The sequence below is a fragment of the Nocardioides sp. P4_G10 genome, from assembly GCF_056401175.1.
In genome coordinates, this window is the sequence record NZ_JBFUJV010000001.1 from 287,897 (window position 1) to 308,351 (window position 20,455).

Below are 20,455 nucleotides of genomic sequence, written 5' to 3' on the forward strand. Positions count from 1 at the left end.
TCTCGCTCGACCTGGCCGCGATGGCCATCGGCGCGGGCAACGAGACGGTCGTGACCGCCGGCATCGTGGTCGCCGGAGCCTTCCTGGGCGTGACCAACACCCTGGTGACCGAGGCCGTCATGGGTGCCGCTCCGGTGGAGCGGCCGGTGGCCTCGGCCGCCTACTCCTTCGTCCGCTTCACCGGCGGCGCCGTCGGTCCCTTCGTCGCCCTGAAGCTCGCGGAGCGGGTCGACCTGCACGCGCCGTTCTGGTTCGGCGCCGCCGCCGTCGCGATCGGGGTGGTCGTCGTGGCCGCCGGTTCGCGCACCATCGCGGCGGCCCTCGACTCCGACCCGGCGCACCACGGCGTGGTCGAGGCAGAGAGTGAGCTCGTCGGCGACCTGGCCTAGTCGCCCGCGAACCCGCTCCCCCGCTCGGCCAGCGCCTCGCCGAGCCGCGCGATGGCGATCGGCCCGACGCCGTGCATTGCGTCGAGCTGCGCTGCGGAGTACGACGCCACCTGCTCCAGCGTCGTCACCCCGACCTCGCGCAGCGCGCGCGTGGCGGGGGCACCGATGTTCCTCGGCAGCGGCGTCCCGGTCTCGCGGGGTGCGCGCTGGCGCGGCGCCGGGAGGCCGGCGTCGACGACCGCCTCGCCGCGCGGGGACAGCAGGTAGCCGATGGCGAGCGACTCGGTGAGTCCGAGCTCCTTGAGCTTGCGCACGTCCTTCTTGAAGTCCGCCGTCTCGCGCCCCACCCGGGCGGCCAGGTCGGGAGCGCGCACGGTCGGGTTGAGGTCGATCAGGTCGAGCGTCTCGCGCGTCCACGCGCCGTACGACGACGCGGCGTCGAGGCGGTCGAGCCGGGCGGTGATCGTCGCGAGCTCGTCGGCGTCCGGCACAGCGGCCCGCAGCGCCTCGCGCGGGTCGGGACCGGCGTACGCCAGCCCGATCCGCCAGGCGGGGTCCTCCGAGCGCGCCGACAGCGCCTTCTTGAGCGCCCCCAGCGAGGGCGCACCGGCACGGCGGGCGTCGTCCGCGCGCAGGCTCGACATGCTGACCTGCTCCAGGCTCGTCACCTCGATGACCCCGACGCCCGTGCGCATCCGGGTGCCGACGACGACGCGCGGCTTGGCCCACCGGCGGAACGCCAGGTCGAGCGTGCCGGCCTTGATCGCGGCCAGCTCGGCCGGTCGGATCATCATGGACCCAGCCTGTCAGTCGACCCGCAGGATGTCTCCCGGCTGGCAGTCGAGGGCCCGGCAGATGCCGGTCAACGTGCTGAACCGCACCGCCTTGGCACGACCGTTCTTGAGCACGCTGAGGTTGACCACCGTGACCCCGACCCGCTCGGCGAGCTCGGTGAGCGTCATGCCGCGCTCGGCGAGCACCTCGTCGAGGTGGACCGTGATGGCGTGCGGCTCGTCGACGTCGTCCCGCACTCCCGCACCGGACCGGGACTCCTGCTGCCTGCGCCGGGCCATCAGATGGTGGCCTCCACGTCGCGGCGCATCCCCACTGCCTGCCCCATCACGCTGGCCAGCGCCAGGAGAGCGATGCCGAGGAGCACCGGGAGCCACGGAACGGTCGCGGTGAGGATCAGCGCACTGTCGGTCATCCGGTTCAGCAGGGCCGCGTTGACCCAGCCGGAGAGCACGAAGTCGAGCACGGCCCAGGCGATGAGGATCCTGCCGAGGGTGCGCAGCTGGCCCGGCACCCGGTCCGCGAACACGCCCTCGCGGCGCGCCCGGCGCAGGAACCGCCACAGCATCACGAAGAACGCCATCGGCCCGCCGACCCACACGACGAGGCCGGCGCCGGCGAGGGCCCGCGTGGCGCCGTCGGGGTCGGGGTCGCAGATCTGTACCTCGTCGGCCCGCCAGGTGATGCCGTCCGCCAGCCCGACCGGCCCGGTGGACTCCCCGTCGACCCGCCGGAACGCCGGCTGGTCGCCTGAGCCGGTGGCACACACCTCGGCGTTCAGGCCGGGAACCGTCCCGCTGCCCAGCACCGTCCCGGCGACGGTCAGCGTGGCGAGGACCGCCATGACGGCGACCACCACCCCGACCAGGACCTCGAGGACCTTGAGCGGGTCGTTGGTCTGCGCAGCCTCCATGGCCGGTCCCCTGACTTATCGAAAGACGATGGTGTCGACAAACGATAGGGCATCGTTTTTCGATACGTCAATGGGCGGCGCGGCGCAACGACGTACGCCGAGCGGTGCCCCAGCCACATCCCGCGTACGTCGAATGTGGCTGGGACACCGCCCGAGCGACGACACGCCGGACAGACGGCTCGAGCGGTGCCCCAGCCACCTCCCGTGCCTCAGGAATGTGGGTGGGACACCGCTCGGGTGGCCGTCAGCCTGGCGTCACGTCACAGGTTGCCGCGGGCGTCCTGCTCGCGCTCGATGGCCTCGAACAGTGCCTTGAAGTTGCCCTTGCCGAAGCCGAGGGAGCCGTGGCGCTCGATGAGCTCGAAGAACACGGTGGGCCGGTCGCCGAGGGGCTTGGTGAAGATCTGGAGGAGGTAGCCGTCCTCATCGCGGTCGACGAGGATGCCGCGCTTCTGCAACTCCTCGATCGGGACGCGCACCTCGCCGATGCGGGCGCGCAGCTCAGGGTCCGAGTAGTAGGAGTCGGGCGTGTTGAGGAACTCGACGCCGTTGGCGCGGAGCGCGTCGACGCTGGCGAGGATGTCGCCGGTCGCCACGGCGAGGTGCTGGGCGCCGGGGCCGTTGTAGAACTCGAGGTACTCGTCGATCTGCGACTTCTTCTTCGCGATCGCGGGCTCGTTGAGCGGGAACTTCACGCGGTGGTTGCCGTTGGCGACGACCTTCGACATCAGCGCGGAGTAGTCGGTGGCGATGTCGTCACCGATGAACTCGGCCATGTTCACGAAGCCCATCACCTTGTTGTAGAAGGTGACCCACTCGTCCATCCGGCCGAGCTCGACGTTGCCGACGATGTGGTCGAGGGCCTGGAACAGGCGCTTGGGCTGGCCGTCCTTCTTCTCCCAGCGCGGCTCGACGTTCACGTAACCGGGAAGGTAGGGACCGGCGTACGTCTCGCCGTCGACGGTGCGCTGCACCAGCGTGTGGCGGGTCTCGCCGTAGGTCGCGATGGCGGCGACGCGGACCTTGCCGTGCTCGTCGGCCACGGTCTCGGGCTCCACGAGCACCGTCGCGCCGGCCTTGCGGGCCTGCGCGATGCACTGGTCGACGTCGGGGACCTCGAGGGCGATGTCGACGACACCGTCGCCGTGACGGGAGTGGTGGGCGATGAGGTCGCTGTCGGGCGCGACGGCACCGCTCACGACGAACTTGATGGAGCCGGACTTGAGCACGTAGGACTTGTGGTCGCGGTTGCCGTTCTCGGGGCCGGAGTAGGCGATGAGATCCATCCCCCACGCCGAGGCGTAGTAGTGGGCCGCCTGGGTGGCGTTGCCGACCACGAAGCAGATCGCGTCCCACCCGGTCACGGGGAACGGGTCGGCGTCGGCGTCGTACTCCACGAGGCCGACGAGCTGGCGCAGCTGCTCGAGCGAGAGGTCGGCCTTCATCTCGTCCACGGTCAGGGCGCCGCCGGTCGAGGCGATGTCAGTCGTCATGGGGCGAACCCTGCCCAGTTGCGGCAACGTGTGCAACAGTACGTCGAAACGTCGGACAAGTTGCACAGTCGAGGGGCACTCATGGACGCGATCGACGGCAGGTTGATCGATCTGTTCGCCACCGAGCCGCGGCTGGGCGTGCTCGAGGCGAGCCGACGGCTCGGCATCGCCCGGGGCACCGTCCAGGCGCGGCTGGACAAGCTCGTGTCGGCCGGGGTGATCACCGGGTGGGGACCGGACCTCTCCCCCGAGGCGATCGGGTATCCCGTCACCGCCTTCCTCACCCTCGAGATCCGCCAGGGCTCGGCCGACCGCGGCGGCCACGACGCCGTCGCCGCCCACCTCGCCGGCATCCCCGAGGTGCTCGAGGCCTACACGATCACCGGCGCCGGCGACATGTGGGCCCGCGTCGTCGCGCGCTCCAACGCCGACCTCCAGCGGGTCATCGACCTGGTGCTCACCGAGCCCGGCATCGACCGCTCGACGACCGTCATCGCGCTGGCCACGCAGATCCCCTACCGGGTGGTCCCGCTCGCGCGGGCGGCGGTCACCTGAGCCGTTCGGCGACGGCAGCCGCCGCGGCGATCACCTGGGGCGCCACGACGTCCTCGTCGATGGCGCCGTCGAGCGTCACGACGCCGACGCTGGCGCGGAGGCCCTCGACGCCCCGCACGGGGGCGGCCAGGCCGCGGGCGCCGGTCTGCAGCTCGCCGCTCGTGACGGCGTACGCCGCCTCGTCCTGCTCCACCAGCCCGATGGCCTTGCCGGCCGCGCCCTGCGTCAGCGGGTGGCGGGCGCCGACCCGGTAGGACACGTGGAAGTCGGTCCACGAGGGCTCGACGACGGCCAGTGCGAGCGCCTCCTCCCCGTCCGCCACGGTGAGGTGGGCGGTCGAGCCCAGCGACTCCGCGAGCCCGCGCAGCACCGGCATGGCGAGGTCGCGCAGGAGGGGCTGCACGCCGCTGGCCAGGTGCAGCACGCCGAGCCCGACGAAGAGCCGGGAGCGCGCGTCGCGGCGGACCAGCCCGTGCTGCTCGAGGGTGCTGATCAGCCGGTAGACGACCGTGCGGTTGACCTGGAGACGGCTCGAAAGCTCGGTGACCGTCAGGCCCTCGGGACTCTCGGCCAGCACGCGGAGGACGCGCAGTCCGCGGTCGAGCGTCTGCGAGGTCTCGGTGGGCACAGGGCCACTATGGCAGCGGATCCAGGCTCAGGAGGTCTTGCGCACGGCCCACTCGCGGATCCGGTTGATCCGCTCGTGCAGCTGCTCGGCATTGGCGACGGCCGCCGGCGGCCCGCCGCACTCCTTGCGGAGCGCGTTGTGGGTGATGCCGTGGGCCTGGCCGGTCCGGTGGTGCCAGGCGGCGACGAGGCCGTTGAGCTCGCGCCGGAGCACGCCGAGCTGCTGGTGCGTGCTGAGCTCCTGCACCGAGTCGACGACGCGGTCGCCGACACCGTCTGCCTTCTGCTTGCGGGCGCGCTCGCTCTGCCGCGAGTGCAGCAGCTCGCGCACCTGGTCGGCCTCGAGCAGGCCGGGGATCCCGAGGAAGTCCATCTCCTCCTCCGAGCCGGCCATCACCTCGCCGGAGTGGCCGAACTGCGCGCCCTCGTAGAGCACGTGGTCGAACGACGCGGTGGAGCCCAGCGCCTCCCACGACATCTCGAGCTCGCCGGACGCGGCGTCCTCGGCGTTGGCCGCGGCGAGCAGGCCCTCCTCGGCGGCGAAGATGTCGTCCTCGTCGTTGACCCGGCGGCCCAGCACGTGGTCGCGCTGCGCCTCCATGTCGGAGGCGAACTCGAGCAGGTGCGGCACCGACGGCAGGAACACCGACGCGGTCTCGCCGCGCGAGCGGGCGCGCACGAAGCGGCCGACGGCCTGCGCGAAGAACAGCGGCGTCGAGACCGTCGTCGCCCAGACCCCGACGGCCAGGCGCGGCACGTCGACGCCCTCGGACACCATCCTGACCGCGACCATCCAGCGCTGCTCGGAGTGGGTGAACTTCTCGATCTTCTTCGAGGAGCCCTTCTCGTCCGACAGCACCACGGTCGGGGTCTCGCCGCTGATCTTCTTCAGCAGCGCCGCGTAGGCGCGGGCGGTCTCCTGGTCGCCGGCGATGACCAGGCCGGCGGCGTCGGGCACGTGGCGGCGTACCTCCGAGAGGCGCCGGTCGGCCGCCTCCAGCACCGCGGGGATCCACGACCCGCGCGGGTCGAGGGCCGTACGCAGCGCCTGGGCGTGCATGTCCTTGGTCAGCGGCTCGCCGAGCCGGGCGACGATCTCGTCGCCGGCGCGGGTGCGCCACTGCATCTCGCCGGAGTAGGCCATGAAGAGCACCGGGCGGACCACGTGGTCGGCGAGCGCGTGGGCGTAGCCGTAGGTGAAGTCGGCCGACGAGGTGGGGATGCCGTCGTCGCCGGGGGCGTAGGTGACGAACGGGATCGGGTTGATGTCGGAGCGGAACGGCGTTCCCGTCAGCGCGAGCCGGCGGGTGGCCGGGTCGAAGGACTCGCGGACGCCCTCGCCCCACGACAGCGCGTCGCCGGCGTGGTGGATCTCGTCGAGGATCACCAGCGTCTTGAACCGCTCGGTGCGGATCCGCATCGCGAGCGGGTTGACCGCGACACCCGCGTAGGTCACCGCGATCCCGACGTAGTCGTCGGACGTCCGGCCCTTGCCCGCGGAGTAGGTCGGGTCGATCGGGATGCCGGCCCGGGCCGCGGCCTCGGCCCACTGGGTCTTGAGGTGCTCGGTGGGCGCCACGACCGTGATCCGGTCGACGATGCGACGGCTGAGCAGGTCGGCCGCCACGGTCAGCGCGAAGGTGGTCTTGCCGGCGCCGGGGGTCGCGACCGCGAGGAAGTCGCGCGGCTGGCGGGACTGGTAGTGGTCCACCGCCGCCTGCTGCCAGGCGCGGAGGGAGGGCGCGGTGCCCCAGGCGGCCCGGTCGGGCCACGCGGGAGGCAGCGGCGCGTCAGGCCGCCCCGTCACGCCTCGGGACCCGAGCCGTCAGAGCCGTTGCCGCCGGACTTGCCCGGATTCATCGAGTCCCAGATCTCCTTGCACTCCGGGCAGACCGGGTACTTCTCAGGGGACCGCGAAGGCACCCACACCTTGCCGCAGAGCGCGATCACGGGGGTGCCCATCACCATCGCCTCGGTGAGCTTGTCCTTCGGCACGTAGTGCGAGAACCGCTCGTGGTCACCCTCGTCCGTCGGGACGGTCTGACGCTCTTCGATCGTCTGGGTGCCCGGGGAGAATCCGATGGTGCTCATGATGGGCAAGCCTAACGCGAGGACTAGTTCATGTCGGGATCGACGGGGCGGTTCACGTGCCAGGCGAGCATGCCGGGCTGCCGGCGCATCACGTCGCGCCACAGGCCGCCCGGGTCGTCGCGGAACGCGTCGGCGGCCTCGCTGGTGACGACGTACCAGCTGCCCTCCTCGACCTCGCCGTCGAGCTGGCCTTCGCCCCAGCCGGCATAGCCGGCGAAGACGCGCATCGCGCGGAGGGTGCCGTCGACGAGCTCGGTCGGGGTGTCGAGGTCGACCATCCCCAGCAGCCCGGCGACCGGTCGCCACCCGACGGGCGGGTCGCCGGGGTCGCGCAGCGCGCCGACCGCGAGGGCGCCGTCCGTCCCGACCGGTCCCCCGCGGAACAGCACCTCCGGCTCCGCGACCACGTCGCGCCACGGCTCGAGGACGTCGGCGACCAGGATCTGGGAGGGGCGGTTGAGGACGACGCCGAGGGCGCCCTCCTCCGTGACGTCGAGCAGCAGCACGACCGTGTCGGCGAAGTTGGGGTCCTGCAGCGCCGGCGTCGCCACCAGCAACATCCCCGAAGCGAGCTGCATGGATCCACTATGGCCGACCCCTCGGTGCGACACACCACCCGCGCGAGCCGGGGTCACCTAGGCTGCGATCCATGGAGACCCGGCGGCAGCGCTACTCCGAGGCGACCAAGCAGGCGCTCGTCGAGGTCGCCGAGCGCCTCTTCACCGCGCACGGCTACTCCGCCACGTCGCTGGACGCCATCGCCGCGGGCGCCGACGTCACCAAGGGCGCGCTCTACCACCACTTCAGCGGCAAGCAGGCGATCTTCGAGGCGGCCTTCGAGCGGGTGCAGTCCCGGGCGACGACGGGGATCGCCGACGCGGCAGCGGGGCACCCGGACCCGTGGGACAAGGCGCAGGCCGGGATGCGGGCCTTCCTCGAGGCGGTCCAGGAGCCGGCCTACCGCCAGGTCGTCGTCTCCGACGGTCCCTCGGTGCTCGGCCACGAGCGCTACCGCGAGCAGGAGGAGCGCTCGACGTACGCCCTCGTCGACGAGATCGTGCGTTCGGTGCTGACCGCCGAGGGACGCCACCTCGACGACGCGATGCTCGACACCTTCACCCGCATCTTCTTCGGCGCCATGTCGGCCGCGGGAGGCTCGGTCGCCGTCAGCGACGACCCCGCCGCCGCGGCCCTGCGGGTCGAGACGGCGATCGGCGTCATCCTGGCCGGGCTCCAGCGCCTCCTCGACGAAGGCGCCGGCGCGCTGGCGCCGGGGACTACTTCGCGAACGTGACGTTGCCGTTGACGGCCGGGACGAGCTCCACCCACACGTGGCCGGCGGGCACGGTGAGGTCGCCGCCCTTGGTGGAGAGCTCGATCGCGCCGGTCAGGCCGTCCTTGGTCCACGTGCCCTTCACGACACGGCCGCCGTGGAAGAGCAGCGCAGCGCCCTTGCCCTCGAACTTGGTCTCCGGGACCGGGTAGCCGGCCGGGTCGCGGTAGCCCGCGTCGCCGACGCGTACTCGCAGCACGAGCACGGAGTCGGCCGGGAACTGGTCGCCCTCAGCGGCGTAGGAGTCGGTGTTGACGTAGCCGCCCTGCTGGAACTGCCAGCTGGTGGAGTGGGCACCGAAGTCGGCAGTGAGCGTGCTGGCCTTCGCGCCCTTCGGCAGGTCGGCCTCGTCGCCCCACGGGAGGTAGGGGGGCGGCTCCTCCTCGGCCTTGAGGCGCTTGGAGATGTCGCCGAGCCGGGCGAAGAGGTTGTAGGGCGCCGAGCGCGACGTCTCGCGGTAGACACCGGCCGCGCCCTCGGTGATCCACGGGATGCCGGCGCCCTTGATGCGGTTGAGCGTGACCTGAGCGGCGCCGCTGGTGACCACTGTGGCGCCGTCGGGCACGATGCCGATGTCGCTGGCGCGCATCGAGCGGACCGGGCCGATGGCAGCGGGCACCTGGGAGTAGTAGAACGCCGCGAGGCGCGTGTAGCCGCCCTCGACGAGCTCCTCGACGACGAGGTCGGCCGAGCCCAGACCCACCTGCGGGGCGCTGGAGGACGTGTTGTCGACCTTGGTGACGACGACGGGGTGCCGGGGTGCGTCGCCCTTGCGCTCGAGACCGGTCAGGGGCCAGTACGTCGGCTCCGGCGGCGCCTCGGTCGTCTCCGAGCTGGTCGGCTCGGACGACGCGGAGGCGCTCGGGGCGGGGTCGTCGTCCCCGCCGCTGCAGCCGGCGAGGAGGAGCGTGGCCGCCGCGAGGGTGGCGACGATCGCACGGGGCGACGAGAGGTGGCGACGGTGACGCACGGGGAGCTCCGATCGAGCGGGGGTGTCGAGCCGGGGGCTCGGGTCTGGCGGTTCTCTGGAAAGTCTGGAGGCGCGCCCTCCCCGAWCGGGGAAGGCGCGCCACAGGGTAGATCAGCAGGAAGTACCTACCAATCCGGGCCTGTCACCCGGAGGCTGGCGCCGATCAGGCGCGGCGGACGGTCCCGGCGAACCAGGCGGACGTCCACGGGACGGCGACGCGTACGCGCTGTCCCGAGCCCGGGGAGTGCACCATCACGGCGTGCCCGCGCGACCAGCGCAGGAAGATCGCGGCGTGGTAGACCCCGCCGCTGCCGTAGAAGAACATCAGGTCGCCGGAGCGCATGTCCTTCTTGGCGATGCGGCGAGCCTGTCCCGCCTGGGCGCTCGACGTGCGAGGCAGCGAGAGGCCGGCGCGGCTGTAGCTGTACTTCACCAGGCCGGAGCAGTCGAAGCGGTCCGGGCCGGCGGCGCCGTACGCGTAGGCGTCGCCGCGCTGGCGCATGGCGATGTCGCGTGCGGTGAGCACGCGGTTGGCCACCCGACGCTTGGCGCTGACGGGGGCCGTCCTCTGCGTCTTCTTCGCGGTGGTCGTGGTGGAGGCGTTGTCGGAGGTGCTGCCGCCAGTGGCGGCGGTTGCGGGCATGGCACTCATCGTCGATGCGGTGATGCCGAGCCCGGCGAGGGCGAGCGCGAGGGCTCGCGCCTTACGAGGGGTCGCAGGCATGGATGTTCCTTTCCCACGCCTGTGAGGTGAGCTGTCGGGCTAGGGCTGGAAAGTGCCCTGCCACCGTGCTCCCGTGGTGCTGCTGGGAGGCTGGCGGCTTCGCCCCGAGCCGGTCGATGACCGGCGGTGGAACCTGTGGGTCCCCCACTCCTGCCCCGGTGTGTCTCGGGGGTCGTCCCGGCCGGGCAGGACTCGGCGTAGTCCGGGACGGTTGGGTCTCTCGACCGCCATCCAAGGTGACAGACGACCCCAAGGGACGCAAAACCGGCCACGTCCCCGAGCGTGGGGCGTGGCCGGGATCACGCCCGGACCGCGCTCAGCCGAGCTTGCGGCCCCCGTCGACGTACAGCGTCTGACCGGTGATGAACGACGCCTCGTCGCTGCACAGGAACGCGGCCGCGGCCGCGATGTCCTCGGGCTGCCCGACGCGCCGCACGGGCGTCGCCTCGGCGTTGAGCCGCTGCAGCTCCTCGGGCTCCATCTTGAGGCGGCGCGCGGTGGCGTCGGTCATCTCGGTGGCGATGAACCCGGGCGCGATGGCGTTGGCGGTGACGCCGAAGGGGCCGAGCTCGATGCCGAGCGTGCGGGTGAGGCCCTGGACGCCCATCTTGGCCGCCGAGTAGTTGGCCTGGCCGCGGTTGCCGAGCGCGGAGACGCTCGACAGGTTGAGGATCTTGCCGTACTTCTGCTCCACGAAGCGGGACTGAGCGGCCTTGGTCATGTTGAAGACGCCCTTGAGGTGGACGTTCATCACGAGGTCCCAGTCCTCCTCGGTCATCTTGAAGAGCAGGTTGTCGCGCGTGATGCCGGCGTTGTTGACCAGCACGTGGATACCGCCGAGCTCGTCGACCACCCGCTGCACGGAGGCCTCGGCGGCGGCCGCGTCGACGACGTCGCAGCCGATGCCCACAGCGCGGGCACCGTCGGCGAGCTCGAGCCGGCCGGCAGCCTCCTGGGCGGCGGCCTCGTCGAGGTCGAGGACCGCGATCGAGGCGCCCTCGCTCGCGAGGCGCTGCGCGATGCCGAAGCCGATGCCTCGGGCTGCTCCGGTGATGACGGCGACACGGCGGTCGTAGCGACCCATGAGGACTCCTGAAGGTCGAGGTGAGATGTCCGGCCGAGGTTACCGCTCGCTCTGGTCCGGTCCACCGCGGCCGGGGGTCGCTACGGTGGACCCATGGGTCGGGGGGAGTTCCGAGCGGCGGCCGTGGTCGCGGCCGTGATGGCCGCGCTGGCAGCGCTGGTCGCGTGGACCCATCACCTCCCGCTGCGCGATCCCGACGGGGCGTCCCTGCCGACCTGGTTCCGGCTGCCGGTCATCGTCGCCTCGGCGGTCGCGCTCGACATCGCCGCGCGGTGGGTGCTGCTCGTCCGGCGCGGCGGCACGGCCGCACGCGTCGCCCTCCGGACGGTGCTCGTCGAGCGGTGGAACCGCGACCAGATCCTCTTCACGGCGAGCGGGCTCGTCACGTGGTACGTCGCCTACGTCGCGTTCCGCAACCTCAAGAGCTACGTCCCGTTCGTCACCGACCGGCTGGCCGACTCCCAGCTCGCCCGGATCGACCGCGTGCTGTGGCTCGGCCACGACCCGGCGGTCGTCCTCCACCACACCCTGGGGACGTCGTGGGCCAACTGGGTGATGGCGGGGGTCTACCTCGTGTGGATCGGACTGGTGCCGGCCAGCCTGGCGATCGCGCTGGTGTGGACGCGCCGCTCGCCCGCCGGTGCGTGGTACGTCACGGCGATCTCACTGGACTGGTGCCTGGGCGCGGCCCTCTACTTCACCGTGCCGTCCCTCGGACCCGTCTACTCCTCGCCCGAGTGGTTCGCCTCGTTGCCGCACACCCCCAACACCTCGGTCAGCGAGATGCTGCTCGCCGACCGCATCGAGGTGTTGGCGGGGCCTTGGGACACCGGCACGGTGCAGACGATCGCGGCCTTCGCGTCCCTGCACGTCGCCGTGATGTTCACCATCTGCCTCATGGCGGAACAGATGAGGCTGCCCGTCGCGATCCGGGTCCCAGCGTGGGTGTTCCTCGCGCTCACCTGCGTGGCGACGGTCTACCTGGGGTGGCACTTCTTCGTGGACGTGCTCGCCGGCTTCCTCGTCGGCGCCGCTGCCTTCGTGCTGGCGGCCAAGGCCACTGGCAACCCGCTGCGCCGTCGCGACGAACCGTGGGCGTTCCGCACCGCGACCGACGTGTCGCACGAGGTCGAGGCCCTCCCCGGCCGACGCGGCTGAGCCACCGTCCTCACCCGTCGATGAGCGCCACCCTCAGGCGATCGGCGTACGCCGCTGCCTCGCCGTCGGCGTACTTGGTGCGGGGCCAGAAGAAGCCGCGCAGCCCGTCGCCCTTGGTGCGCGGGACCACGTGGAGGTGGAGGTGCGGGACGGACTGGCTGACCGTGTTGTTGATCGCCACGAACGACCCCTGCGCGCCGAGGGCGTCCTTGACCGCCGTCGCGAGCCGCTGGGCCGCCGCGAGAAACCCGTCGCGCTGTCCCGCGGGGAGGTCCGGGAGGGTCTCGAGGTGGGTGCGCGGCACGAGCAGGACGTGCCCCTTGAAGACCGGCCGGGTGTCGAGGAACGCCACCAGGTCGTCGGTCTCCAGCACGAGGTGACCGGGCACCTCGCCCGAGATGATCTGGCAGAACACGCATCCGTCCACGTCACGGATGGTGCCACGGGCTCCCCCCACACGTGCGCCGCCACGATCGCGGCGCGGGTCGTAGCCTGCGCGTGGGGAACCAGATGCAGCCGCGAGCCCCCCACCGGCCTGCGCCTCGTTCCCCAGAGGCGGTTCTCGGGGCGGCGATCTGTACTTCACCTGACGGGAGGAGACTTCGCCCGATCCACCGACGCGCCGGCCCCTTCGGTGTGAACCTTCAGTGTCAGCACCACCGATATCCCGTGGGGGAACACATGCACCACCAGCTCGTCCGCGCGCTCGCTCTCGCCCTCGTCGCCCTGGGCCTCGGCTTCTCGGCTCCGGCGCCCGCCTCTGCCGTCATCGACCGCGACTGCGGCGACTTCGCGAGCCAGGCCGCCGCCCAGAACTTCTTCCTGAACGCCGGCGGCGGCGACCCGCACCGCCTCGACGACGACGGCGACGGTGTCGCGTGCGAGTCCAATCCCTGTCCGTGCATCGGTCGCGGCAACACCGCGCCGCAGCAGCTCGCCGACACCGGCAGCAACCAGACCCAGGCCCAGCAGGGACCCCGGACCTACCGCGAGACCGGCAACGTCGTCCGTGTCGTCGACGGCGACACCCTGCACGTCCGGCTGCGCGGCGGGTCGCAGGTCTCCGTGCGCATGCTCGGCATCGACACCCCCGAGCGAGGCCGCTGCGGCGCGAACGACGCGACCGCCAACCTCCGCAGGCTCGCCCCGGTCGGCTCGACCGTCCACCTCGTGTCCGACCGCACCCAGGCCGCGAAGGACCGCTACGGCCGGCTGCTGCGCTACGTGCAGCGCCAGGGCGGCTACGGCGACCTCTCGTTCCGTCAGGCTTGGGACGGCTTCACCCGGCCGTACGTCTTCGGCGGCAAGCCCGTCGCCCGGCACCGCGAGTACGTGCGCGCCATCGACAACGCCCGCGACCACGCGCGGGGTGCGTGGCGCGGCTGCTGGTGACGGCGCCCTGATCCGGCTCGGCGATAGCGTCGGGCCATGATCCTGCCGGCCGTGCGCGACCCGCGCCTGGTCACCGTCCGGCGCGGCGGCACGCTGACCGACGAGGACCACCACCGGCTCGCCCTGTGGGCCGCGGAGTGCGCCGAGCACGTGCTCCCGCTCTTCGAGGCCGCCCGGCCCGACGACCTCCGGCCGCGGGCGGCGATCGCCGCCGCCCGCGCCTGGACGCGCGGGGAGCTGCCGATGATGCAGACCCGCGCGCTCGGCGGGCACGCCATGGGTGCGGCTCGCGACCTGAGGGGTGCACCGCGCTTCGCTGCGTACGCCGCCGGGCAGGCCGCGGTGGTCGCCCACGTCGCGGAGCACGACCTGGGGGCAGCGGCGTACGCCATCAAGGCCGCCGGGGCGGCCGCCCCGGCGGGTCACGAGGAGGAGGCACGTCGCGACGAGTACCGGTGGCAGCGCGACCGGCTGCCCGTCGAGGTGCGCGACCTGGTGGTCGAGGACCAGCGCCGCCGCAACGCGATCTGCTGGGACGTCTTCGACGACTAGGGTCGCCCGATGCGCATCGTCTCGCTCATCCCCTCCGCCACCGAGATCCTGTTCGCGGTCGGGGCGGGTGACGACGTCGTGGGCGTCACCTTCGAGTGCGACCACCCACCGGCCGCCCGCGAGCGGCGCGTGGTCTCGACCTCGGCGATGCCGGAGGGGCTCGGGCCGAAGGAGGTCGACGACTTCGTCGGTGCGGCCCTTGCGGCGGGCGAGGACCTCTACCGCCTCGACGCCGACGCCMTCGCGGAGCTCGACGCCGACCTCGTCGTCACCCAGGATCTCTGCGCTGTCTGCGCGGTGGACGTCGGCACCGTCGACGAGGCGCTCGGCTTCCTCGGCTGCCGCGCCGAGGTGGCGACGATCGACCCGCACACCCTCGACGACGTGCTGGCGTCGATCACCGAGCTCGGGCGCATCACCGGCCGCGACGGGAAGGCGACCGAGCTGGTCATCGAGATCAAGGCACGCCTCGCCACCGTCGCCGAGGCCGTCGCCGGCCTCGACCGGCCGCGCGTGCTGGTGCTCGAGTGGACCGACCCGCCCTTCGCGCCCGGGCACTGGATCCCGGAGATGGTCGCCCGCGCCGGCGGCGAGCCCACCCTCGGCGTCGCCGGCACGAGGTCGAGCCGCATCACCTGGGACGACGCCGTCGCCTCCGAGCCGGACGTCGTGGTCTGCGCGCCGTGCGGTTTCGACCTCGAGGGTGGCGTCACGCTCGCCAAGGAGGTGCGCGACCGGTTCCCCGGCGTGCCGGTGTGGGCCGTCGACGCCGACGGACACTTCGCCCGCCCGGGGCCGCGTCTGGTCGACGGCGTCGAGGCGCTGGCCGGGATCCTGCACCCTCAGGCGGTCGCGCCGTCGGCGCACGCCCGCCAGGTCTGACGGCTGGTCAACCGCTCTCCGGACGCACCAGCACGTCGAACTGCCGCCCGTCCCGGCGCGCAGCGAACGACCCGACCCGCTCGAACCCGAGGGACTCGACGGTGCGGCGCGCACGCGTGTTGAACGACGCCACCGTCACGCGGAACGCCGGCGGCGCCCAGGTGGCGCGACCGAACGCGAGCCCGGCCCCGATCACCGCACGACCGAGACCCTGCCCCGTGAGCGAGGGCCGCAGCCCGCCGCCCGTGTCGAGCGCCGCGTCGTCGTACTCCCACCCCGGCACCTGCCCGTCCGGCCCGAACGAGCGGAAGCCGATGAGGCGCTCCCCCGCGAGCACCGCGTGGAAACCGAGGGCCGGGTGGAGCAGCTCGTCGGGGTCCGCGCCGGTGAGGTCGTAGACGTCGTACGGCGGGTCGTAGCGCCAGGTGGCGAGGTCCTCGGCGTGCTCGCGCGTGAGAGGGGCGATGCGGATCGCAGCGGGGTCGATCACGCCGCCCATCCTGTACGTTCGGAACGTCTACGACGACCGGAGGAGCGACCCGTGATCGAGCTGGCCAAGGGGCAGGAGCTCGCCCTCACCACCGAGGACGGGTCGAGCCTGACCACGGTGCAGATGGCCGTCGGCTGGGACCACTCCCCCACGGCCGGTTTCATCAGTAGCGGAGCACCGCCGATCGACCTCGACGCCTCGGCCGTGCAGTTCGCCGGCGACCAGTTCTTCGACCTGGCGTTCTTCAACAACCTCGCCACCCGTGACGGCTCCGTGGTGCACCTCGGCGACAACCTCACCGGCAAGGGCGAGGGTGACGACGAGGTGATCACCGTGGACCTCGGTCGCGTCTACCCGCGGGTGGACACGATCCTGTTCATGGTCAGCAGCTACCAGGGCCACTCGCTGGAGTTCATCCGCAACGCCTACTGCCGCCTCGTCCACCACGACGGCACCGAGCTCGCCCGCTTCACGCTCACGCTCGGGGTCCGCGAGACGGGGCTCATCATGGCCAAGCTGTTCCGCGACGGCCCGGTGTGGAAGCTCCGCCCGATCGGGACCGGCATCGCGTTGAAGACGCCGACGGACTCGATCGAGGCGCTCGTTCCCTTCGTGCGGTGACGACAGGTCCTCAGTCGGCTGCTGGACGTCCTCCCCATCGCGCCGAGGGATGCGTCATCCAGTCGTAGATCACCGAGGTGCGCAGCACGAGGTCGTGGATCGCCCGACGGTCGCGATCGACCGCGCACCACAGCAGCCCCACGGGGAACGCCGCGCACATCGCTGCTCGCGCGAACGCCCGGACCAGCCCCAGCTGACCGCCGTTCCGGGAGGTCACCCGGATCCCCCAGAGGTGGTCGCCGATGCTGCGACCTGCCATCCACCACGTGACCGTCAGGTACGGCACCAGGTAGGCGAAGAAGGCGATGACGACCCACAGGAGCGAGGGGTCGGGCATGCGGAAGTCGCGCGGCTCCAGCACGAACCGGAGCGCCGCCAAGGCGGCGTACGACCCGGCGAGTGCCACGGCGACCAGGAGGACGTCGACGATGCCTGCTGCCAGACGCGTGACGACCCCGGCGCTGGTCCCCTGGTAGGAGCGCGCCTCGCGGGGGACGCTCACCATCTCCGGCTCGGTCACGGCGGGTCCGCCGGGGTGGCGCGCTTGCGGCGGCGACGGAACAGGTGGTTCTCCAGGCTCCTGCTGAGGGCCTCGTCGGCCGAGATCCCGGTCATCCGCGCGCCGCGGATGGTCTCCGACGCCATCGAGCCGGACGAGTCCCGGATGATGGCGGGCAGGTCGATGGCGTCGATCACCTCCTGGACCATCGCGACGAGGTCGATCCGATCGATCACGGCATCGATGTCGAGCCTCCCGGCGATCGCGTCGATGTCGACGCCGGCCACCGCTGCGTCGAGGTCCACGCCTGCCACGACCGCGTCGAGATCGACGCCCGCCACGGCCGCGTCGAGGTCGACCCGCTTCACGATCGCGTCCACGTCGACGCGGTCGACGACCGCCTCGATGTCCACCGCACGTACGACGTCGTCGAGGTCGACGTGGCGGAGGACCAGTCCGGTCAGGTCCAGGTGGGAGACCACCCGCTCCACGATGACGGGCGTCCAGTGGTCGAGCAGCGTCTGCGCCGCTCGCAGCATCTCGTCGCGGCGAGCCGCGCCGTGTCGGGCCGCGTCGTCGAGCAGCGTCGCCGGTTGCCAGCGCTCGGGGACGAAGCCGGGGCGCCAGAGCACCCGCTGGTGCAGGAGGGGCAGGCCCACGACGGCACGGCCCAGCGCCGCGCCCGTGCCGACGACGGCACCGGCCACTCCCAGAGCGACGTCGAGGGCCAGCTGTGGCTCCTGCAGCACAGCACCCTCGACAGGCACTCGCGGCGTCTGCGCCAGTCGTGTCATCTCCCCAGACTGCTGCTGCGCCGCCGTTGCCGCTTCCCCCGTTCGGGATGAGTGACCCGCTCGGCCGGGAACGACGAAAGACCTCCCTGCCGGACGTGCGTGGCAGGGAGGTCTCACTGGTGTGATCAGGACGTGAGCAGTCCGACGACCTTCTGCGCGGCCTCGGTGCTGGACGCCGGGTTCTGGCCGGTCACCAGCTTGTCGTCGACGACCACGAACGGCGCCCATGAATCTCCCGAGGAGAAGGTCGCGCCGGCCTCGCGCAGGCGGGACTCCAGCAGCCAGGGCGCCTTGTCGGCGAGCCCGGCCTGTTCCTCCTCCGCGTCGGTGAAGGCGGTCAGGTTGCGGCCGGCGAACAGCCAGGACCCGTCGGCGCGCCTGGCCGGAAGGAGACCGGCCGGGCCGTGGCAGACCGAAGAGACGACCTTGCCGCCGTCGAGCATGGTCACCAGGATGCGGCCGAGGTCGTCGCTGACAGCGAGGTCCTCCATCGGGCCGTGGCCGCCGGGCACGAAGACGGCGTCGTACGAGTCGAGGTCGACATCGGCCAGGACCAGGGTCGACTCGAGCCGGCCGGCGAGGGCGTCGAGGTCCTTGCGCTGCTTCGCCGACTCCTCCTCGCCGATGGCGTCCGGGGCGAGGCTGCCCTCGTCGACCACCGGCGTGCTGCCCTCGGGGCTGGCGAGGTCGACGTCGATCCCGGCGTGGGAGAACACCTCCAAGGGGGACAGCAGCTCCTCGGCCCAGAAACCGGTCGGGTGCTTGGTCCCGTCGGTGAGCGTCCAGTGGTCGGAGCCGGTCAGCACGATCAAGATCTTCGGCACGTCAGTACTCCTCGATTCGGGGGCGTGGGCGCCGTACGGCGCCCCTTCACGACGCTACCCACGAGGTGGTCGGCTCTCTCGGCGGTGTGACCACCCACCCCGGCGGAATCAGCACCCAATCCGATGTGGTGCCGGCGCCGAACACGCACCGTGGCACTCTCTCTTCGGCACACCCTGGACGAGGTCCAGCAGGCCCCGTTCGTGGTCGACGTGCTGCGCAGCGGGGACCGCCTCGCGGCCGCCGCCGGCAGCGAGGGCGGACCGCAACCGGTGCGGCTGCTCGCCGCGGTGATCGACGAGCGCGACGAGCTGACCGCGGTGGCGGCCGTGCACGCCCTCGCGCAGGTGTGCGACGACGGGGCCGACGCCGTCCTGTCCGAGCTGCTGTCGCACCCCCGCCCGTTCCTGCGCGAGCACGCGAGCTGGGCGCTCGGGGCCCGGCTGCCACGCCTCGACGCGATCGGCAGGCTGGTGGATGTCGTCGTGGACGGCGCATTCTCCGGCATGCTCGGCCAGCGCACGCTCGCCCGCTGGGCCGTGGCCGCTCCGCAGCAGGTCGCCCTTGCCATCGAGGACGCGCTCGCCGAAGCGGCCGGTCCGACCGTCCGGAGCAGGCTGGTCGAGACACTCGGCCTGGTGCCGGATCCGAACGCCGGCCGCGCGCTGCTCCAGCTCGCCGGCGACCCCGGCGAGGACCCGACGGTCCGGATGACCGCCGTCGCCGCCCTGGGTGACCGCCCGGCCGACGCCGCCGCGGTCGCGCTGGTCCGTCACCTCAGCACTGCCGACGGGGACCTGGGAACCGTGGCGCGGCTTGCCGCGATCGACCTGGGCATCGACGTCGTCGAGCGAGACCGGACTCCGTCCGGCCTGACCGTCGCTCAGCTCTTCCTGCACGCCGACATCGATCGTGACCTCAGCCGCGCCGGCGCCGGTGACAACGGCGGCGTTGCCACGCTGCTGGTGCGGCTGGGTGACGCGCTGGCGGCCGAGCCCGGTGTCGGGCAGGTGCTCACGATCTCCCGCGGCACCGCTCGCGCCGCCCTGCACGGGTTGACCCCCGCCGAGGGGCACCTGCTGACTCCCGTCCCCCTGCTCACCGAGGCTGTCTCCGCCGCGCAGGCCTGGCCGTCGCGGGTCGCGGCGGAACGCGGGATTCGCCGCGTGCTACGGGCGCACCGCGCCGACGTGCTGCACCTGCGAATGGCGGAGGTCGGCAGCCTGGCGGCGTCTGAGGTGGCCCGCGAGCTGGGCATCCCGGTGGTGTTCACCCTCGCGCCCGACCCGCACGCGGTCATCCATGCGCTGGACATGACCGGCGGCCTGCACCGGGGCAACTTCGGCACCGAGGACGAGCGAGAGCACTACTGGTTCCGTGCCCGCCTGGTGCAGCGACTGGCCGAGGACTCGGCACACATCGCCCTCTTCCCCCGCCCCGAGCTGCAGCACGACATGCGTGAGCTGCTCGGCCTCGACGTTGCCGGGCAGCCCGGCCGGTTCACCGTGGTGCCGGAGGGCGTCGACCTGCGGGTGAGTGCCGCGGCCGCCGCTGCGTTGCAGCGGCCCGGACCGCCCGGCCCGGCACTCGCCGAGCTCGACGCGCTCGTCGCCACGCTGCCCGAGCACCGCCGCAGACTGCCGCTGGTGATCAGCGTGGGACGTCTGCACCGGGTCAAGGGGATGGCGACCCTGGTCGAGGCGTGGGCCGGCGATGCCGAGCTGGCCGGGCGGTCCAACCTGCTGATCGTCGGTGGCGACCTGGCCGATCCCTCCCCGGACGAACGCGAGCAGCTCGACCGGATCGCCGAGGTGTTGTCGCGGTTCCCCGCGGCCGCCGAGGGTCTGCTGATGCCCGGCCACCGCCCCAACGACGTGGTGGCGGTCTGGCTGGCGACCGCGCGGGCGGGCAGGGCGGGCGGCATCGGGCCGGCGGGGGTGTACGTGTGCAGCAGCCTCAAGGAGGAGTTCGGCCTCGCGCTGCTGGAGGCCCTGGCCTCCGGGCTGGTGGTGGTGGGTCCAGCAGCCGGCGGACCCGCGACGTACATCGATGACGGGGTGACCGGCGTGCTCGTCGACACCCGCCGGCCCGACGAGGTGGCCCGCGGGATGCGAGCCGCGTTCGACCTCGCCACGGCGCCGGTCCAGGAAGAGCGGATGGACCGGGCCCTGCAGCGGATCAGAGCCGACTTCACCGTGCAGGCCATGGCCGACAGGCTGAGCGCGATCTACGCCGGTGCCGCCCGTACGGCGGGTCGTTCGTGACAGCGTTGCG

Annotated in this window: 25 protein-coding genes and 1 riboswitch; of the genes, 9 read left to right on the forward strand and 16 right to left on the reverse strand. The window is 72.4% G+C overall.

The genetic code is table 11. The features are described 5' to 3' along the window. Window positions 1-11 precede the first annotated feature (11 nt). Window positions 12-389, forward strand: coding sequence for a hypothetical protein (locus AC1DP1_RS01385; protein ID WP_477505682.1), 378 nt, complete (start codon window positions 12-14; stop codon window positions 387-389). Here the strand turns inward: AC1DP1_RS01385 and AC1DP1_RS01390 are convergent. The 4 genes from AC1DP1_RS01390 to hppD form a co-directional block, all read right to left on the reverse strand. Continuing rightward, on the reverse strand, window positions 386-1,183 hold the full coding sequence (locus tag AC1DP1_RS01390; protein WP_477505312.1) for a hypothetical protein: 798 nt from the start codon (window positions 1,181-1,183) through the stop codon (window positions 386-388). The two genes, AC1DP1_RS01385 and AC1DP1_RS01390, sit on opposite strands and share 4 nt — an antisense overlap. Window positions 1,184-1,195: 12 nt before the next feature. Then, window positions 1,196-1,462, reverse strand: a complete 267-nt coding sequence (locus AC1DP1_RS01395; RefSeq protein WP_477505313.1) for a helix-turn-helix domain-containing protein — start codon at window positions 1,460-1,462, stop codon at window positions 1,196-1,198. Then, window positions 1,462-2,094, reverse strand: a complete 633-nt coding sequence (locus AC1DP1_RS01400) for a DUF2975 domain-containing protein (protein WP_477505314.1) — start codon at window positions 2,092-2,094, stop codon at window positions 1,462-1,464. Before AC1DP1_RS01400 ends, AC1DP1_RS01395 begins: the two co-directional genes overlap by 1 nt. Window positions 2,095-2,354: 260 nt before the next feature. Then, entirely contained in the window at window positions 2,355-3,587 is a 1,233-nt protein-coding gene (gene hppD / locus AC1DP1_RS01405) for a 4-hydroxyphenylpyruvate dioxygenase (RefSeq protein ID WP_477505315.1), read from the reverse strand. A gap of 81 nt (window positions 3,588-3,668) precedes the next feature. On the opposite strand from hppD, the gene AC1DP1_RS01410 reads away from it, so the two are divergent. Beyond that, on the forward strand, window positions 3,669-4,142 hold the full coding sequence (locus AC1DP1_RS01410; RefSeq protein ID WP_457191478.1) for an Lrp/AsnC family transcriptional regulator: 474 nt from the start codon (window positions 3,669-3,671) through the stop codon (window positions 4,140-4,142). Here the strand turns inward: AC1DP1_RS01410 and AC1DP1_RS01415 are convergent. Genes AC1DP1_RS01415 through AC1DP1_RS01430 form a run of 4 tightly spaced genes read right to left on the reverse strand, consistent with a single transcriptional unit; the run spans window position 4,135 to window position 7,438 of the window. Beyond that, a complete protein-coding gene (locus AC1DP1_RS01415; RefSeq protein ID WP_457191480.1) occupies window positions 4,135-4,770 on the reverse strand; it encodes an IclR family transcriptional regulator in 636 nt (211 codons plus the stop codon). The two genes, AC1DP1_RS01410 and AC1DP1_RS01415, sit on opposite strands and share 8 nt — an antisense overlap. A gap of 27 nt (window positions 4,771-4,797) precedes the next feature. Next, entirely contained in the window at window positions 4,798-6,576 is a 1,779-nt protein-coding gene (locus tag AC1DP1_RS01420; RefSeq protein WP_477505316.1) for a DEAD/DEAH box helicase, read from the reverse strand. After that, window positions 6,573-6,860: a DUF3039 domain-containing protein gene (locus tag AC1DP1_RS01425; RefSeq protein ID WP_191196396.1), complete on the reverse strand. Its 288-nt coding sequence runs from the start codon at window positions 6,858-6,860 to the stop codon at window positions 6,573-6,575. The genes AC1DP1_RS01420 and AC1DP1_RS01425 overlap by 4 nt, the downstream gene beginning before the upstream one ends. A 23-nt stretch (window positions 6,861-6,883) precedes the next feature. Then, complete coding sequence (locus AC1DP1_RS01430) at window positions 6,884-7,438, reverse strand: YqgE/AlgH family protein (RefSeq protein ID WP_457191484.1); 555 nt, start codon at window positions 7,436-7,438, stop codon at window positions 6,884-6,886. A 71-nt stretch (window positions 7,439-7,509) separates the two neighbouring features. On the opposite strand from AC1DP1_RS01430, the gene AC1DP1_RS01435 reads away from it, so the two are divergent. Next, a complete protein-coding gene (locus AC1DP1_RS01435; protein WP_477505317.1) occupies window positions 7,510-8,154 on the forward strand; it encodes a TetR/AcrR family transcriptional regulator in 645 nt (214 codons plus the stop codon). Here AC1DP1_RS01435 and AC1DP1_RS01440 read toward each other — a convergent pair. The 3 genes from AC1DP1_RS01440 to AC1DP1_RS01450 form a co-directional block, all read right to left on the reverse strand. Further along, window positions 8,138-9,163: a DUF3048 domain-containing protein gene (locus AC1DP1_RS01440; protein ID WP_477505318.1), complete on the reverse strand. Its 1,026-nt coding sequence runs from the start codon at window positions 9,161-9,163 to the stop codon at window positions 8,138-8,140. The genes AC1DP1_RS01435 and AC1DP1_RS01440 overlap by 17 nt on opposite strands. 163 nt (window positions 9,164-9,326) lie before the next feature. Beyond that, complete coding sequence (locus tag AC1DP1_RS01445) at window positions 9,327-9,887, reverse strand: C40 family peptidase (protein WP_477505319.1); 561 nt, start codon at window positions 9,885-9,887, stop codon at window positions 9,327-9,329. A gap of 1 nt (window position 9,888) precedes the next feature. Continuing rightward, a riboswitch (cyclic di-AMP (ydaO/yuaA leader) is annotated at window positions 9,889-10,095 on the reverse strand. A gap of 108 nt (window positions 10,096-10,203) precedes the next feature. After that, window positions 10,204-10,971, reverse strand: coding sequence for an SDR family NAD(P)-dependent oxidoreductase (locus AC1DP1_RS01450; protein ID WP_477505320.1), 768 nt, complete (start codon window positions 10,969-10,971; stop codon window positions 10,204-10,206). A 93-nt stretch (window positions 10,972-11,064) separates the two neighbouring features. Here AC1DP1_RS01450 and AC1DP1_RS01455 point away from each other — a divergent pair, with 93 nt between their 5' ends. After that, window positions 11,065-12,129 carry a phosphatase PAP2 family protein gene (locus AC1DP1_RS01455; protein WP_477505321.1) on the forward strand — a complete coding sequence of 355 codons (1,065 nt, stop codon included), beginning with the start codon at window positions 11,065-11,067 and terminating at the stop codon, window positions 12,127-12,129. Window positions 12,130-12,139: 10 nt separating this feature from the next. On the opposite strand, the gene AC1DP1_RS01460 is transcribed toward AC1DP1_RS01455, so the two are convergent. Beyond that, the gene (locus AC1DP1_RS01460; protein ID WP_457191496.1) at window positions 12,140-12,556 is read right to left on the reverse strand and encodes an HIT family protein; all 417 of its coding nucleotides are present in this window, start codon (window positions 12,554-12,556) and stop codon (window positions 12,140-12,142) included. A 254-nt stretch (window positions 12,557-12,810) separates the two neighbouring features. Here AC1DP1_RS01460 and AC1DP1_RS01465 point away from each other — a divergent pair, with 254 nt between their 5' ends. The 3 genes from AC1DP1_RS01465 to AC1DP1_RS01475 are packed head-to-tail and all read left to right on the forward strand — an operon-like array spanning window position 12,811 to window position 14,955. Next, a complete protein-coding gene (locus AC1DP1_RS01465; protein ID WP_477505322.1) occupies window positions 12,811-13,521 on the forward strand; it encodes an excalibur calcium-binding domain-containing protein in 711 nt (236 codons plus the stop codon). Between the two features lie 36 nt (window positions 13,522-13,557). Then, window positions 13,558-14,073: a putative immunity protein gene (locus AC1DP1_RS01470; protein WP_477505323.1), complete on the forward strand. Its 516-nt coding sequence runs from the start codon at window positions 13,558-13,560 to the stop codon at window positions 14,071-14,073. A gap of 9 nt (window positions 14,074-14,082) precedes the next feature. After that, the gene (locus AC1DP1_RS01475; RefSeq protein WP_477505324.1) at window positions 14,083-14,955 is read left to right on the forward strand and encodes an ABC transporter substrate-binding protein; all 873 of its coding nucleotides are present in this window, start codon (window positions 14,083-14,085) and stop codon (window positions 14,953-14,955) included. A gap of 7 nt (window positions 14,956-14,962) precedes the next feature. Here AC1DP1_RS01475 and AC1DP1_RS01480 read toward each other — a convergent pair whose 3' ends face one another. Beyond that, a complete protein-coding gene (locus AC1DP1_RS01480) occupies window positions 14,963-15,445 on the reverse strand; it encodes a GNAT family N-acetyltransferase (RefSeq protein WP_477505325.1) in 483 nt (160 codons plus the stop codon). 51 nt (window positions 15,446-15,496) lie between these two features. Here AC1DP1_RS01480 and AC1DP1_RS01485 point away from each other — a divergent pair, with 51 nt between their 5' ends. Continuing rightward, a complete protein-coding gene (locus AC1DP1_RS01485) occupies window positions 15,497-16,066 on the forward strand; it encodes a TerD family protein (RefSeq protein ID WP_477505326.1) in 570 nt (189 codons plus the stop codon). A gap of 10 nt (window positions 16,067-16,076) precedes the next feature. On the opposite strand, the gene AC1DP1_RS01490 is transcribed toward AC1DP1_RS01485, so the two are convergent. From AC1DP1_RS01490 to AC1DP1_RS01500, 3 genes are all read right to left on the reverse strand, one after another. Continuing rightward, complete coding sequence (locus AC1DP1_RS01490) at window positions 16,077-16,586, reverse strand: RDD family protein (RefSeq protein WP_477505327.1); 510 nt, start codon at window positions 16,584-16,586, stop codon at window positions 16,077-16,079. Next, entirely contained in the window at window positions 16,583-17,359 is a 777-nt protein-coding gene (locus tag AC1DP1_RS01495) for a hypothetical protein (RefSeq protein WP_477505328.1), read from the reverse strand. The genes AC1DP1_RS01490 and AC1DP1_RS01495 overlap by 4 nt, the downstream gene beginning before the upstream one ends. Window positions 17,360-17,484: 125 nt before the next feature. Further along, entirely contained in the window at window positions 17,485-18,183 is a 699-nt protein-coding gene (locus AC1DP1_RS01500; RefSeq protein WP_477505329.1) for a type 1 glutamine amidotransferase domain-containing protein, read from the reverse strand. Between the two features lie 150 nt (window positions 18,184-18,333). On the opposite strand from AC1DP1_RS01500, the gene AC1DP1_RS01505 reads away from it, so the two are divergent. Beyond that, window positions 18,334-20,445, forward strand: coding sequence for a glycosyltransferase (locus AC1DP1_RS01505; RefSeq protein ID WP_477505330.1), 2,112 nt, complete (start codon window positions 18,334-18,336; stop codon window positions 20,443-20,445). Window positions 20,446-20,455 lie beyond the last annotated feature (10 nt).